The 14,329-nt window shown below is 64.7% G+C and carries 11 protein-coding genes and 1 pseudogene; 11 read left to right on the top strand and 1 reads right to left on the bottom strand.

Annotated elements, in window-relative coordinates:
* The first annotated feature begins 210 nt into the window (after positions 1 to 210).
* The 9 genes from nirB (at position 211) to DXT59_RS17705 (ending at position 12,376) form a co-directional block, all read left to right on the top strand.
* A complete protein-coding gene (nirB, locus tag DXT59_RS17665; RefSeq protein ID WP_116138177.1) occupies positions 211 to 2,643 on the top strand; it encodes a nitrite reductase large subunit NirB in 2,433 nt (810 codons plus the stop codon).
* A 62-nt stretch (positions 2,644 to 2,705) separates the two neighbouring features.
* Positions 2,706 to 3,032: a nitrite reductase small subunit NirD gene (gene nirD / locus DXT59_RS17670; RefSeq protein WP_116138178.1), complete on the top strand. Its 327-nt coding sequence runs from the start codon at positions 2,706 to 2,708 to the stop codon at positions 3,030 to 3,032.
* Between the two features lie 16 nt (positions 3,033 to 3,048).
* Positions 3,049 to 5,745 carry a nitrate reductase gene (locus tag DXT59_RS17675; RefSeq protein WP_116138156.1) on the top strand — a complete coding sequence of 899 codons (2,697 nt, stop codon included), beginning with the start codon at positions 3,049 to 3,051 and terminating at the stop codon, positions 5,743 to 5,745.
* Positions 5,746 to 6,321, top strand: a complete 576-nt coding sequence (locus DXT59_RS17680) for an ANTAR domain-containing response regulator (protein WP_116138157.1) — start codon at positions 5,746 to 5,748, stop codon at positions 6,319 to 6,321.
* A 7-nt stretch (positions 6,322 to 6,328) separates the two neighbouring features.
* Positions 6,329 to 7,441, top strand: a complete 1,113-nt coding sequence (locus DXT59_RS17685) for a CmpA/NrtA family ABC transporter substrate-binding protein (protein WP_116138158.1) — start codon at positions 6,329 to 6,331, stop codon at positions 7,439 to 7,441.
* Positions 7,442 to 7,576: 135 nt separating this feature from the next.
* Positions 7,577 to 8,719 (top strand): HPP family protein, encoded by a 1,143-nt coding sequence (locus DXT59_RS17690; protein ID WP_116138159.1) that lies wholly within the window; start codon positions 7,577 to 7,579, stop codon positions 8,717 to 8,719.
* A 167-nt stretch (positions 8,720 to 8,886) separates the two neighbouring features.
* Entirely contained in the window at positions 8,887 to 9,303 is a 417-nt protein-coding gene (locus DXT59_RS17695; RefSeq protein WP_116138160.1) for a MarR family winged helix-turn-helix transcriptional regulator, read from the top strand.
* A 13-nt stretch (positions 9,304 to 9,316) separates the two neighbouring features.
* Complete coding sequence (locus DXT59_RS17700; RefSeq protein ID WP_116138161.1) at positions 9,317 to 11,110, top strand: chloride channel protein; 1,794 nt, start codon at positions 9,317 to 9,319, stop codon at positions 11,108 to 11,110.
* A 210-nt stretch (positions 11,111 to 11,320) separates the two neighbouring features.
* On the top strand, positions 11,321 to 12,376 hold the full coding sequence (locus tag DXT59_RS17705) for a hypothetical protein (protein ID WP_116138162.1): 1,056 nt from the start codon (positions 11,321 to 11,323) through the stop codon (positions 12,374 to 12,376).
* Positions 12,377 to 12,393: 17 nt separating this feature from the next.
* On the opposite strand, the gene DXT59_RS17710 is transcribed toward DXT59_RS17705, so the two are convergent.
* Positions 12,394 to 13,080: a helix-turn-helix transcriptional regulator gene (locus tag DXT59_RS17710; protein ID WP_116138163.1), complete on the bottom strand. Its 687-nt coding sequence runs from the start codon at positions 13,078 to 13,080 to the stop codon at positions 12,394 to 12,396.
* Positions 13,081 to 13,361: 281 nt separating this feature from the next.
* Here DXT59_RS17710 and DXT59_RS17715 point away from each other — a divergent pair, with 281 nt between their 5' ends.
* Both DXT59_RS17715 and DXT59_RS30970 read left to right on the top strand, forming a co-directional pair.
* Positions 13,362 to 14,045 carry a DUF2589 domain-containing protein gene (locus tag DXT59_RS17715; RefSeq protein WP_116138179.1) on the top strand — a complete coding sequence of 228 codons (684 nt, stop codon included), beginning with the start codon at positions 13,362 to 13,364 and terminating at the stop codon, positions 14,043 to 14,045.
* 30 nt (positions 14,046 to 14,075) lie between these two features.
* Positions 14,076 to 14,329, top strand: a pseudogene (locus DXT59_RS30970) (hypothetical protein); the annotation flags it as partial.

The following is a 14,329-nucleotide window of genomic DNA, read 5'->3' on the forward strand; positions in this document are numbered from 1 at the left end:
CGCGATTGCGCAGCGACGGCGGCACGACCTCGGTTGAAGTCTCGGCACGCCTTCTCCTGTGCATCGCTCACGCTTCAAGGACAACGGCGTCCCCTCGTGCACCCGCACGAGCGGACGCCGTTTTCGTTGGTGCATGCCACGAAACCAATTTCTGTCTTTCCCCGTCGTGCAATGACGCTGCGACCTCAACGATTCAAGGAGTATGCAACGATGAACGCGCCCCGACTCGTCGTAATCGGCAACGGCATGGCCGGTATTCGCACGATCGAAGAATTGCTCGCGCTCGCCCCGAATCACTACGAGATCACCGTCTTCGGCGCCGAGCCGCATCCGAACTACAACCGGATCTTGCTTTCGCCCGTGCTCGCCGGCGAGCAGACGTTCAAAGACATCGTGCTCAATCCGCTCGAGTGGTACGAGGAAAACGGCATTCGCCTTCATTTGGGTAAGAGCGTGTCGAGGATCGACCGCAAGCGCCGCATCGTCGTGGCCGACGACGGCACCGAGGCGCCGTACGACCGCCTGCTCATCGCCACGGGATCGCAACCGTTTATCTTGCCGGTGCCCGGCGCCGGACTCAAAGGCGTGATTACGTACCGCGATATCGGCGACACGCAAGCGATGATCGATGCGGCCAACGTCAAGCGGCGCGCCGTCGTCATCGGCGGCGGGCTCCTCGGGCTCGAGGCCGCCAACGGATTGAAGCTGCGCGGCATGGAAGTGACGGTCGTCCACCTTGCATCGACGCTGCTCGAGCGCCAGCTCGACGAAAACGCGGGCCGTCTGCTGCAACGCTCGCTCGAGGCCCGTGGCTTGCAGTTCCTGCTCGCGAAAGCGACGAGCGAAATCATCGGCAACGAAGCCGGCGAAGTCGCGGGCGTGCGTTTCAAGGACGGCGACGAAATCGAAGCCGACCTCGTCGTCATGGCCGCGGGCATCCGCCCCAATACCACGCTCGCCGAAGCGGCCGGACTGCATTGCGATCGCGGCATCGTCGTCAACGACACGCTGCAAACGTACGATCCCCGCATCTACGCCGTCGGGGAATGCGTGAGCCACCGCGGCGTCGCCTATGGGCTCGTCGCGCCGCTATTCGAGCAAGCCAAGGTGTGCGCGAATCACCTCGCGCTGATGGGGATCGGCAGCTACAAAGGCTCCGTGCTATCGACCAAACTCAAGGTCACGGGAATCGATTTGTTCTCGGCGGGCGATTTCGTCGGCGGCGAAAACACCGAACAAATCGTCCTCTCGGATCCGGCGAGCGGCGTCTACAAGAAACTCGTCATCGAAGACGACCGCTTGGTGGGCGCGTGCCTCTACGGCGATACGGCCGACGGCGCCTGGTATTTCAAACTCCTGCGCGAAGGCCGCAAGCTCGGCGAGTTGCGCGATCGCTTGATGTTCGGCGAATCGAGCATCGGCGACGCAGGCGTGCAAGGGCACAATCGCGCCGCCGCCCTTGCCGATTCGGATGAAGTCTGCGGTTGCAACGGCGTGTGCAAGGGCACGATCGTCAAAGCCATCACCGAAAAGGGGCTCTTTACGCTCGATGAAGTCAAGAAGCACACGAAGGCGTCCAGTTCATGCGGCTCGTGCTCGGGCCTCGTCGAACAAATCTTGATGAGCACGGTCGGCACGAGCTTCCAAGAAACGCCGAAGACGAAAGCGATGTGCGGCTGCACGGATCGCACGCACGACGAAGTGCGCAAAGCCGTGCGCGAGCACAAGCTGCTTACGCATCGCGCCGTCTATGACTTCCTCGAATGGCGCACGCCGAACGGATGCGCCACGTGCCGCCCGGCCGTCAACTATTACCTGATCTCCACGTGGCCGCACGAGGCCGTCGACGATCCGCAAAGCCGCTTCGTCAACGAACGCGTGCACGCGAACATTCAAAAGGACAATACGTTCTCGGTCGTGCCGCAAATGAAGGGCGGCGTCACGACGCCCGACGAACTGCGCCGCATCGCCGACGTGGCCGACAAATACAAGATTCCGATGGTCAAGGTCACCGGCGGTCAGCGCATCGATTTGCTCGGCGTGAAGAAGGAAGACTTGGTCCACGTGTGGAAAGACCTCGGCATGCAGTCGGGCCATGCGTACGGCAAATCGATCCGTACCGTGAAGACCTGCGTCGGCAGCGAGTTTTGCCGGTTCGGTACGCAAAACAGCACGCAAATGGGCATCGATCTCGAGACCATGCTAGCGAACATGTGGTCGCCCCACAAGGTCAAGCTCGCCGTCTCCGGATGCCCGCGCAATTGCGCCGAGGCGGGGATCAAGGATGTCGGCGTCATCGCCGTCGATAGCGGCTGGGAGCTTTACGTCGGCGGCAACGGCGGCATCAAGACCGAAGTCGCTCAGTTCCTGGTCAAGGTGAAGACGGCCGAGGAAGTGAAGGAATACACGGGCGCGTTCCTGCAACTGTATCGCGAGGAGGCGCACTACCTCGACCGCACGGTCCATTACATCGCTCGCGTCGGCCTCGACTACGTCAAGCAAAAAATCGTGGACGATGCCGCCAATCGCCGCGCGCTATACGAACGGCTCCTTTACGCGCTCGACGGGTTGCCCGACCCGTGGCAAGCGCGTATCGGCGGACAGCACGAGCGCGAATACATTCCGCTCAAGGTCATCGCCTAGGGGCATCGGAGCCCATCGAAACGCATCGAACGGAACGAATGGACATCGATATGGATTTGGAAATGGATACGACTATCTCCTCGACGTGGACGCACGTTTGCAGCATCGCCGATATCCCGCGACTGGGCAGCCGCGTGCTCAAGCGCGAGGACGGCGACATCGCGCTATTTCGCACGGCCGACGACGCGGTTTTCGCGCTGCACGATCGCTGCCCGCACAAAGGCGGCGCGCTCTCGCAAGGCATCGTGCACGGCAAGACCGTGACGTGCCCGCTCCATAGCTGGAACATCGCGCTCGAAACGGGCGAAGCGTGCGCGCCCGATGAAGGCTGCACGCTGCGTTTCGCCGTGAAAGTGGACGGCGACGCCGTGTTCATTCGCTTCGCCTGATAAGGATCTCGCCGCGATGAAGACCGTCACGCGCTCCACCTGTTGCTACTGCGGCGTAGGATGCGGCGTGCTGATCGAAGCCGAGGATGGCCGCATCACGGGCATCGCCGGCGATCCCGATCATCCCGCCAATTCCGGCAAGCTCTGCACGAAGGGGCGGACGCTGCCCCAGACCGTGGCCGATCACGCGGGCCGGGCCCTGCGTCCGCAGCTACGGCGCTCGCGCGAAGCGCCGCGCGAGCCGGCCGATTGGAGCATCGCGCTCGATCATGTCGCCGCGCGCTTTGCCGACATCATCGAGCGCGACGGTCCGGACGCGGTCGCCTTCTATATTTCGGGGCAACTGCTGACCGAGGACTACTACGTCTTCAACAAGCTCGCCAAGGGGCTCATCCGCACCAACAACATCGATACGAATTCGCGCTTGTGCATGTCGAGCGCGGTCAGCGCCTATAAGAAGGCGCTAGGCGCCGACGGTCCGCCGACCTGCTACGAAGACCTCGAACTCGCACATACCGTCCTGTTCGCCGGCAGCAACATGCCCTATGCGCACCCTGTGTTGTTTCGGCGCTTGGAAGAAGCGAAAGCGAAGGACCCCTCGATCAAATGGATCGTCGTCGATCCGCGCCGCACCGATTTGGCCGCGCTGGCCGATCTGCATCTCGCGATCGTACCGGGCACCGACGTCGCGCTCTTCAACGGCATGCTGCACCACATGATCTGGGAAGGGGCGATCGATCCCGCCTACATCGCGGCGCACACCAGCGGGTTCGACGAACTGAAGTCGCTCGTGCGCGGCTACACGCCCGGCATGGCCGCCGAGATCTGCGGCATCGCCGAATCCGATCTGCTGACGGCGGCCCAATGGTTCGCCGCCAGCCCCGCCGCGCTCTCGCTCTATTGCATGGGACTGAACCAGTCGAGTCACGGCACCGACAAAAACCTCGCGCTGATCAACCTGCATTTGGCCACCGGGCAGATCGGCAAGCCCGGCGCGGGTCCGTTTTCGCTGACGGGCCAACCCAATGCGATGGGCGGCCGCGAAGTCGGCGGCATGGCCACGATGCTCGCCGCGCATCGCGAGATCGGCAATGCCGAGCATCGATCGCAAGTGGAATCGTTGTGGGGCGTCACCGGCTTATCGGCCCGCCCCGGCTTGCCGGCCGTCGAGATGTTCGACGCCGTCGCCGAGGGCAAGATCAAGGCCATCTGGATCGCCTGCACGAATCCGGTTCACTCGATGCCCGACATCGAGCGCGTTCGCCGGGCGCTGCGCACGGCCGAATTCGTCGTCGTCCAAGAAGCGTTCGAACAGACGGACACGGTGCCCTACGCCGATGTATTGCTGCCCGCGGCCAGTTGGGGAGAAAAGTCGGGCACCGTCACCAATTCCGAGCGGCGGATTTCTCGCGTGCGCGCGGCCGTCGAGCCGCCCGCCGAGGCCCGTCCCGACTGGTGGATCGTGAACGAAGTCGCCCGCCGGCTACAGGCGCGGCTCGCGCCGAGCCAACCGGAACTGTTCCCCTATGCGTCGCCGCAAGAGGTATTCGACGAACACCGCGCCCTCACGATCGGACGCGACCTAGACATCGGAGGAATCTCTTACGGGCTGCTCGAACGAAACGGCCCGCAGCAATGGCCGTTTCCGGCGGGCGCCGAACGCGGCGACGCACGCCGTTATACCGACGGCCGCTTCGCCACCGCCGACGGCCGGGCTCGCTTTCATGCGCCGCGTTATCTGCCGGTGGCCGAGAGTGTCGATGCACGCTATCCGTTCCGGCTGCTAACCGGGCGTCTGCGCGATCAGTGGCACGGCATGAGCCGCACGGGCCGCGCGGGCGTGCTGTTCAACCACGCCGCGCAGGCCACGTTATCGATGCGCCGCGCGGACGCGGCGCGTCGCGGCCTCAAGGAAGGCGACCTCGTGACGGTCGCGAGCCGCCGCGGCCGGCTCGTGCTGCCGCTCGAACTGAGCGATGACGTAGCGCCCGGCACCGTGTTCGCGGCCATGCATTGGAGCGGTCAATTCCTCGCTAGCGGAGGTATCAACGAAGCAACGATCGGCGCCGTCGACCCCGACTCGAAGCAGCCCGAGCTGAAGCATGCGGCCGTGCGCGTCGAGCCCGCCAAACTGCCTTGGCGCCTCGCCGCCGCCAAGCGCGGCGATGTACTCGCGTTGCGCTCGGCCGTCCAGCCGCTGCTCGTCGAGCGACGCTACGCCTCGATTCGCATCGAGGCCGACGAATTGATCGTCGTGACCGCCGCCGATACCGATGCCGACGACGATTGGACCGAACGCTTGCACGATGCGCTAGGATTGGCGCGTGGCGACGACCTGCTCGAATACCGCGATCCGCGCCGCGGCCGCGCGCAGCGCGTCGCTTGGCACGCACAATGCGTCGATGGCTTCTTGCTGACCGGCGACACCACGGCGGCCGCGGCGTTGATCGAGCAAATTCGAAGCGAGACGCCGTGGGAAGGACCACGCCATGCGATCGTGCTGCTCGGCGGCGACACGCCGCAGCAACGCCCGCGCGCGCCGCGCGACCGCGTGCTCTGCAATTGCAAGCAAGTGAAGCAATCGCAGATCGAGCAAGCGATTGCGAATGGCGCCGCGCTGGACGAGTTGAAATCGACGCTGGGCTGTGGCACTGTCTGCGGCTCTTGCGTTCCTGAAATCAGGCGCTTACTGACCGCGACGACACCCGCTTAGATGTTGCGTATTTTGCTCGTCACTGATACCGACAAACCGATCGGCGAATTGCGCGAGGCGCTGGCACGCCTCGGCTACGAGATGCTGCCCGAAGCCGCCGCACCGCATAGGCTACCCAAGGTCGTCGAACGCGAACGGCCGGACGTCGTCATCATCGATACCGAATCGCCTTCGCGCGATACGCTCGAGCATCTGGCGGTGATGAACGAAACCGCGCCGCGTCCCGTGCTGATGTTCAGCCACGACGCCAACCAGCAGTTGATCCGCCGCGCCGTCGATGCCGGCGTGACCGCATACATGACCGAGGGGCTGACCGCGGACAAGCTTGCGCCGATCCTAGAAGTCGCGCTCGCGCGGTTCGCGCACGAGGAAAAACTGCGGCGGCGGCTGGCGAAGGCGGAAAGCGAACTCGAAGACCGCAAGACGATCGATCGGGCGAAGCGGCTATTGATGGAGCGCGGCAAACTCTCCGAACACGATGCCTACGCCACGTTGCGCAAACGCGCGATGGATGCGGGCGTCCGTCTGGCCGACATCGCACGCCGCGTGCTCGAGGCGGCCGACTCTTCGAGGTAGCAACGCCATGGACATCGCAACGCCGAACGAAGGCGCACTAGAGAAAACCCATCTGCGCATCGGCTTCGTCGCCCTTTCCGACGCTGCCCCGCTCGTCGCGGCCAAGGTGCTCGAGTTCGGGCATCGGCATGGCCTCACGCTCGAGCTTTGCCGGCAGCCGTCTTGGGCGGCCGTGCGCGACAAGCTGCTCGCCGGTGAAATCGACTGCGCGCATGCGCTGTACGGCCTCGTCTACGGCATCGAGCTTGGCATCGGGGGGCCGCGCGACGAAATGGCCATTCTGATGGTGCTCAACCGCAACGGCCAAGCCATTACGCTGTCCACGCAGCTTGCCCGCGCGCTGGACCGCGAGGGCAATCTGAAGGCCGCGCTCGCCACGCTCGGAAGGACGCCGGTCTTCGCGCAAACGTTCCCGACCGGCACCCATGCGCTGTGGCTCTACTATTGGCTCGCCACGCACGGCATGCATCCGCGCGACGACATCGAAAGCGTCGTCATTCCGCCGCCGCGCATGGTCGATGCGCTGGAGCGAGGCATGTTGGACGGTTTTTGCGCGGGCGAGCCGTGGCATGCGGTAGCCGAAGCGCGCGGGGCCGGTGAGACCGTCGTGACGACGAGCGAGATTTGGCCGAATCATCCGGAGAAAGTCTTGGCGTGCCGGCGCGAGTTCGTGCATCGCTACCCGGCCACGGCGCGCGCGCTCGTGCGCACGATGCTCGAAGCGTGCCGGTGGGTCGATACCCCCGAGCATCGCGAAGAGATTTCCGCATGGCTCGCGAAACCCGACGCGCTCGATGTGCCGCACGAACTGATCGCACCGCGCCTCACGGGACGCGAAGGCGGCAAGCGTTATGCGCGCGCGCCGCTCGGCGTCGCATTCTTCGACGGCGGCCGCGTCAACTATCCGCGCGTCGCGGAAGGCCGTTGGTTCCTAGCGCAATACCGTCGCTGGGGATTGTGGCGGCCGTCCAGTACCGAGGCCGCCGCCGACGATGCGATCGCCGCCTCGATCAATCAAACGCAGCTATACAGCGAAGCCGCCGCCTTAGCCGGGGTACCCGCGCCTGCTACGAACGAAACGCAGGTCGATACCTTTTGCGATGGGGAGGCTTGGCGGTAGTTTGCGGTGCGGCCGCAACGGTTGCACGCTTGCGTTGGCACGCATATATCACATTGAGATACAATCTCAGGCTCGCCGGGGCGGCAATGCAACCTTCCGCCGCGCTTATCGATCATGTGATAGAAAAAATACGCCGTGCCTAGTCAAGCCGCCTTGCGCTGGTTCGCCAGCTTTACCCCGCAACCGATCGCCGTTTCTTGGCGCGAGCGCTTACGCGCCTGCCTCGGCGCATTGTTGGGGATCGCGGCAACGGGCGCGTCGATGCACTGGCTGCTGGGTCCGCAAGCGCAAGTCCCGTTTTTGATCGCGCCGATGGGCGCATCGGCCGTGCTTCTCTTCGCCGTGCCGGCGAGTCCGCTGGCCCAGCCCTGGTCGTTCGTCGGCGGCAACCTCGTCGCGGCGACGCTCGGCGTGCTCAGCGCCACGTGGATCGACAATCCTGTCCTCGCCGCCGCCGTCGCGCTTGCCGCGGCCGTCGGCGTGATGTTCGCGCTGCGTTGCATCCACCCGCCCTCGGGTGCCGTCGCGCTAACCGCCGTGCTCGGCGGCCCCGCTATTCATGCGTTGGGCCTGCGCTTCGTCATCGAACCGGTCGCGCTGCAATCGGTCGCGCTGCTCATGTCGGCCATCGTCTATCACACGATCACCGGGCATCGCTATCCGCACGTCAGCCGCCCCGCCGCGCAAAGCACGCCGGGCATCGCGGGTGTGACGCGCGCCGATCTCGAAGCGATCGTGCGCGAACGCGGCGAGCTGCTCGACGTCGCCTCCGACGATCTCGAATCGCTCGTGCATGAAGCGCAACTGCTCGCCTATGCGCGCAGTTTCCGCGAATTGACTTGCGCCGGCATCATGTCGCGCGATGCCGTGAGCGTGACGAGCGAGACCTCGGCCGCCGCCGCTTGGCGACTACTCGAACGCCACCGCATCAAGGCGCTGCCCGTCATCGATAGAACCCGCCGCGTCGTCGGCATCGTCACGCGCACCGATTTCGTCGGACGCACGGCATTCGGGCTGCGCGGTCCGCGCGGCAAGCGCTGGGCGATCTGGCGCAGCACGGGCGAACGGTACCGCGTCGAGGATCTGATGACGCCGAACGTGCGCACGGTGGATCCGGACTTGCCCGTTGCCGAGTTGATCCCGGTGTTCGCCCATTACGGACACCACCATATCCCGGTCGTGGACGGCGCCCGTCGGCTCATCGGCATGATTACGCAGTCGGATCTGATCGGCGGTCTGCATCGGCAAACGCAAACGCGTCAGCTTAGGACGGCCTAGGTCTAGAAGGCGAGAAGAGCAGCACGCGGCTCCGAACGGACACGGCTTTACCGCCGCGCCCACATGGTAAGCAGTGCTAGTGTCGAAATCCTTGATCCACGGCATCGCGCGGGCATTTATATCACATGATGATATAATTCCAGGTTTCGTCCTCTCCCTCGATCCCTATGAAGACTGCCGCCCCCAGCACGCTCGCCAAAAGCGATTTCGAGCAACTGTCGGAGTTCCGTTACCAGATGCGGCGCTTCGAACGCTTCTCCGAACGCGCGGCGCAAGGCGAAGGCATCACGCCGCTGCAGTACTTGCTGCTGTTGCACGTGAAAGGGTATCCAGGCCGCGAGTGGGCCACGATCGGCGAGTTGGCCGAGCGTTTGCAGGCGCAGCATCACGGCGTCGTGGCCCTGGTATCGCGCTGCGAGGCGCTCGATCTCGTCAGACGCAAAGTGAGCGAAACGGATAGGCGGCAAGTGGAAGTGCACCTGCTCAAAGCAGGCGAAACGGTATTGGCAAGACTGGCGGCATTGCACCGCGCCGAGCTTAAATCGCTCAAGGGGGCGTTCGCGGTGCCGCAAATCGATTTATGACCTTGATGACGCTATGAGCACCGACCATCTCGATCCAAACAAGCGGGACTTTTCCGCCAACGCACGGCTACCCGGAATCTGCGCCTTGGCCGCCGTCATCGGCGTACTCGGCACCCTCGCGGCGGTGGTACTGCTCAAGCTTATCTACCTGTTCACGAACGTGTTCTTTTTCGGCACGTTCTCGTTTGCGAATCATTCCCCGGCCGTGAACAAACTCGGCCCCTGGGTCGTGCTCGTGCCCGCGCTGGGCGGGCTCATCGTGGGGCTCATCGCCCGCTTCGGCTCCGAGAAGATTCGCGGCCACGGCATTCCCGAAGCGATCGAAGCTATTTTGTTCGGCAAAAGCCGCATGTCGCCGAAAGTCGCCGTGCTCAAACCGCTTTCGTCGGGGGTCGTGATCGGCAGCGGCGGGCCGTTCGGCGCCGAAGGTCCGATCATCATGACGGGCGGCGCATTGGGCTCGCTGCTCGCGCAGTGCGTGAAGGTGACGGCGGCCGAACGCAAAACGCTGCTCGTCGCCGGCGCGGCCGCCGGCATGACCGCCGTGTTCGGCACGCCCGTCGCGGCCGTGCTGCTCGCCGTCGAGTTGCTGCTGTTCGAATGGCGCCCCCGCAGCTTCCTGCCTGTGGCGCTGGCCTGCGCCGTCGCGGGATTTCTGCGCGCCATTTGGTTCGGGGTGGGCCCGTTGTTTCCGCTCGAAACCGCGCCGCCGGGCGCCATTTCGCTACTGTCGTGCCTGATCTTGGGCGTGGCGAGCGGCGCGCTCGCGTCGGGACTGTCGGTCGCGCTGTACGCCACCGAAGACTTGTTCGGCAAACTGCCGCTGCACTGGATGTGGTGGCCGGCGATCGGCGGCCTCGCCGTCGGTATCGGCGGCTGGATCGAGCCGCGCGTACTCGGGGTCGGCTACGACGTCATCGGCGACTTGCTCCATCAGCAACTCGCCGTCAAGGTCGCCGTTGCGATCCTCGTCGTGAAAGCGATTATCTGGGTGATCGCGCTCGGTTCCGGCACTTCGGGCGGCGTGCTCGCGCCGTTGCTGATGCTCGGCGCCGGCCTCGGTATCGTGATGGGACCGCTCCTGCCGGGACATGAAGCAGCCCTGTGGCCGCTCGTGGCGATGGCGGCGACGCTCGGCGCAACGCTCGGCGCGCCGCTCACCGCGATCGTCTTCGCGTTCGGTCTCACGCACGACGCGAACGCGCTTCTGCCGTTACTGGCAGCCACGCTCGTCGCGCACGGGTTCACCACCGTCGTCATGCGACGCTCGATCATGACCGAAAAGATCGCTCGGCGCGGATACCACATCTATCGCGAATACGGCGTCGATCCGCTCGAGCGTCATCATGTCGACGAAGTGATGACGCGCGCGGTCGAGACCATCGATGCCGACGTGCCGGTAAGCGAAGCCTTGTCCACCTTTTTCGGCCCGAGCCAAACGCATCGCGCCTACCCGGTCGTGCGCGGCGACCGGCTTGCCGGTATGGCCGATCGCGCGACGCTCGCCGCATTGGTCGATGCGGCCGGCGAGGCCCCCAGCGAAACGCGAATCGGCGACGCCCTCGCGGCGAACTCGGTCACCGTCGCCCTGCCCGGCGAAACGTGCAAATTGGTCGCGGCACGCCTCGCCGTGCATGGACTCGAGCGCATGGCGGTCGTGGCCGATCGCGACTCGATGAAACTCGTGGGCATCGTCTCGCGCAGCGACCTCGTCAAACCGTCGCGCATGCACTTCGAGGAAGAGCAGAAGAAGGAGCGGTTCCGCCGCGTCGCTTGGCGGCCGGTGAAGCGTCGCGGGGGAACGTGATCGGAACGCGCGGGGCGCAGGCCGTGCCTCGCGGGCGGCCCCGATGGCACCGCCGTTCGTCGAGGCGGTGCTTCGGCCGTCACGGCGCATTTCTCCCCTTCCCGCTTGCATGACTTCCGTCGTATTGTTCGCGCCCTTCTCCCGGGCGCACAGTGCAGCCGATGCCGACCGTCGCCGGCCCCTTCGGTTCTCTGTCGAGGAAGAAACGTCATGCACCTGCCCTGGTTTCCCATCCGCTCGCGCGCTCGCGGCGTATCGCTGCCCACGGCGATTCAATCGGCCGACGCGGGCGATACGCTCGACGCCCAACTGCGCAACGAATGCGACGCCATGGCGCGCTTCGCGTTGCGTCACGGCTTGCCGGTTCCGCCTGAATCGATCGCCGAACTCGCCCGCTTGATTTCGGATGGCTCGGGCACGACGGAGGCTATCGACGCTCGGCGCACGCTCGCCGTGCTGCATGGCAAGCTCGCCGCCGCGATCGCGCCGGCCACGCCGCATGCGGTGTTGCTGCTCGACTCGCACTACCGGCGCGCGCACCCGCTTGCTTGGCTCGGCCCCGTACCGTTGATCCGATTACTGAGCGTCGCGGCCATCGCCTTCCTCATCGCCGTCATTGCAACCGGCCTTTCGCCCGACGTGTCGGCGGCCAACATCGAACAAGGTTTCCTAACCGCGAGCGGCACGAGTTTGCTCTGGAATACGTTGTTTCTCATATTTTGCGCGGGACTGGGCGCATCGTTCGCCGCGCTGTTTCAAGCCCATCGTTATATAGCGGATGCCACCTACGATCCGCGCTACGACGCCTCGTACGGCGCCCGGCTGATCCTCGGCGTCATCGCCGGTTTGATCCTCGTGGAAATGCTCCCGCGCGATCTCTTCGAAAGCGGGGGGATGCGCAGCTTCGGCAAACCTGCCCTCGCGATGCTCGGCGGTTTCTCGGCCACGGCCGTGCATCGACTCTTGCAACGACTCGTCGATACGCTCGATGCGCTCGTCAAAGGAGATCCGGCCGGCGGTATCGCCGCGATGCGCAACGCCGAACGAGCGCAAACCGCGCAGACGCGCACGCAGATGCAAAGCGAGATCGCCGCGAGCCTGGTCGAGCTCCAGCAGACGCTCGACGATACCGTTTCGGCCGACGACGTAAAGCGGCGCCTAGCCGCGCTGACGCGCACGATGCTCGGTGCCGAGCCCATCCGTTCCGGCGCTGCGCTCCCGCCGTCGTCGAACCTTTCGACACCGAAAGAGACGACGTCTCGGTAAGTCGCAACGTCCTTGCTTCATTCGGCGCCCGCGAAGGCCGCGCGCGGCAGCGGGAGCCGTGCCGTTTCGCCCGAAATGCGGCGCGCGAGCCACAATGCGGCTTCCGTTCGGTTGCTGACGCCGATTTGCCGAAACAGCGCATAAAGATGATTTTTTATCGTCCCCTCGGCCACGTTCAGCGCACGACAGATCTGCTTGTTCGACTTGCCTTCCGCCAGCAACCTCAGCACCTCCAGTTGACGGGGCGTCAGGCGATCGAGCCGCCGCTCGCCGAGGTTCGATGGCGTCCGAGCCCCGGCCTCGCCGTCGTCGCGATACCGCGACGGCACGTAGATGGCGCCCGAGGCGACCTGCTTGAGCGCCAACGCGAACTCCTCGGCGGTCGCGTGCCGCTCGACCACGCCTGCCGCCCCCGCCAGCAGCGCATCCGCGATCGCATGCCGTCCCCCGTTTCTCACGACAAAGAGCCAAGGCACCGCACCAAAGACATTGGGCAATATTTGCGGCCATCCCACGCGGGCCGCCTCCTCGTCCCATTCGAGCGTGATGGCATCGATACCATCGCCGACTAATTCGCCACGCACCCGATAAACATCCTCGGGATTTTCAGCGGACCACACTTGCCAATCTTTATCGAGCTTAAGGAGTGCATCGGCTACTCCGGCTACGAAAAGGGGCAGACTATCGATCATCAGGACGTTCATTTATGCGCTTCCCTCGGTAGCGAGATGTTCTATTAACGACGCCTAACACATCTCATTCGGTTGCTTTTTACCGCCGTTTTCTTCGGTGCGCACTAGCACCGAAGGTCCATGACCGTCGTACTAATCCTAAAGGCCCGTGGCAGCGCGGCCCAGCGCGGCGCATCGGTCCTGGGTCTCCGGCCATGACCAGCGGCCCCTTCGTTCATTTACTCGAACCCCGTAATCTGAACCTCGTCAGCGTACCCGCGCTGCGCTATTTCCAACACGGAGGGTTTTTTGTTATGGACGCGAATTTTATCGGGTCGGTCATCAACGCATTGCCGATGGACCAAATGATTGCCGGCCCCTTGAAAGCGATGATTACTGCGCAAACACAAGCGGCCAAAAGCTACGCCGACTTTCTGATGCAGGTTTGCATTCAAGACGGCAAAGCCGTCGCCGTGCAGTTCGATTACGACGAATCGCTCGTCGATGAAAACGGCGTGTCCAAGGGCATCGTTCAAAAAACGATGCGCATTCCGCTTCTGGCCGCGATCGTGCATCCGATCATTGCGATCGAAGAAGGGACCATCGACTTCGAGCTCGAGATCACGCAATCGGAGAAATCGTCGTCGTCGACGGAAGCCGGCGGCGAGATTCAGGCGAAGCTCGGGTGGGGCCCGGTGAGCGTCAGTATTTCGGGGCGCGTGTCGCACAAGTCCGAGCAAACGCGCAGCACCGATACGCGCGCCAAATACTCGATCCATACGCAGGTGCGCCGCCAGCCGCCGCCCGAAGCGCTGATGCGTGTCATCGATTTTTTGACCGATGCCGCGACCAAGCCCGTGGTGACGGAAGACAAATCCAAATCCCCGAAGGCCCTGCCGCCGACGCCGACCGACGGCACGCTCGTCGGCCAGAAGAGCGACGGCGCGGCGCCGGGCGCGGCCGGCGCACAGCCGCAACCGGCGAGCACGACGCCTTGACGCGTCCGACCGAGCCTAGCGGAGAACGCCATGTTCAAGCTTTTCAGGCGCCGTCGCGCGAGCGGCCAGCCCGATACCCCGCGCGAGCGGCAAGCCTCGCAGGCAGCCGGCGATATCGATTCATGGCAGAGATGGGATGGCCCCCCGGGGGCGCCGCGTGAAACAGACGCGGGAGTGGGCGCAGCGCCGCCATCGGCTTCGCCGGCGCGGGACCATCGGCATGCGGATGCCGCACCGCCGGGCGGCCCGCCGCCCGCTCCGCCCGAGCCGCCCAGGCCGCCTCC

Origin of the sequence: Trinickia diaoshuihuensis (assembly GCF_003390925.1) — a bacterium.
In the GTDB taxonomy this organism is placed as follows: domain Bacteria; phylum Pseudomonadota; class Gammaproteobacteria; order Burkholderiales; family Burkholderiaceae; genus Trinickia; species Trinickia diaoshuihuensis.

Coding starts and splice junctions, on each gene's coding strand:
- DXT59_RS17685 (WP_116138158.1), top strand. CDS start 6,329: ATGGACATCGCAACGCCGAACGAAGGCGCACTAGAGAAAACCCATCTG.
- DXT59_RS17700 (WP_116138161.1), top strand. CDS start 9,317: ATGAGCACCGACCATCTCGATCCAAACAAGCGGGACTTTTCCGCCAAC.
- DXT59_RS17710 (WP_116138163.1), bottom strand. CDS start 13,080: ATGAACGTCCTGATGATCGATAGTCTGCCCCTTTTCGTAGCCGGAGTA.
- DXT59_RS17705 (WP_116138162.1), top strand. CDS start 11,321: ATGCACCTGCCCTGGTTTCCCATCCGCTCGCGCGCTCGCGGCGTATCG.
- DXT59_RS17715 (WP_116138179.1), top strand. CDS start 13,362: ATGGACGCGAATTTTATCGGGTCGGTCATCAACGCATTGCCGATGGAC.
- nirB (WP_116138177.1), top strand. CDS start 211: ATGAACGCGCCCCGACTCGTCGTAATCGGCAACGGCATGGCCGGTATT.
- DXT59_RS17680 (WP_116138157.1), top strand. CDS start 5,746: ATGTTGCGTATTTTGCTCGTCACTGATACCGACAAACCGATCGGCGAA.
- nirD (WP_116138178.1), top strand. CDS start 2,706: ATGGATACGACTATCTCCTCGACGTGGACGCACGTTTGCAGCATCGCC.
- DXT59_RS17675 (WP_116138156.1), top strand. CDS start 3,049: ATGAAGACCGTCACGCGCTCCACCTGTTGCTACTGCGGCGTAGGATGC.
- DXT59_RS17695 (WP_116138160.1), top strand. CDS start 8,887: ATGAAGACTGCCGCCCCCAGCACGCTCGCCAAAAGCGATTTCGAGCAA.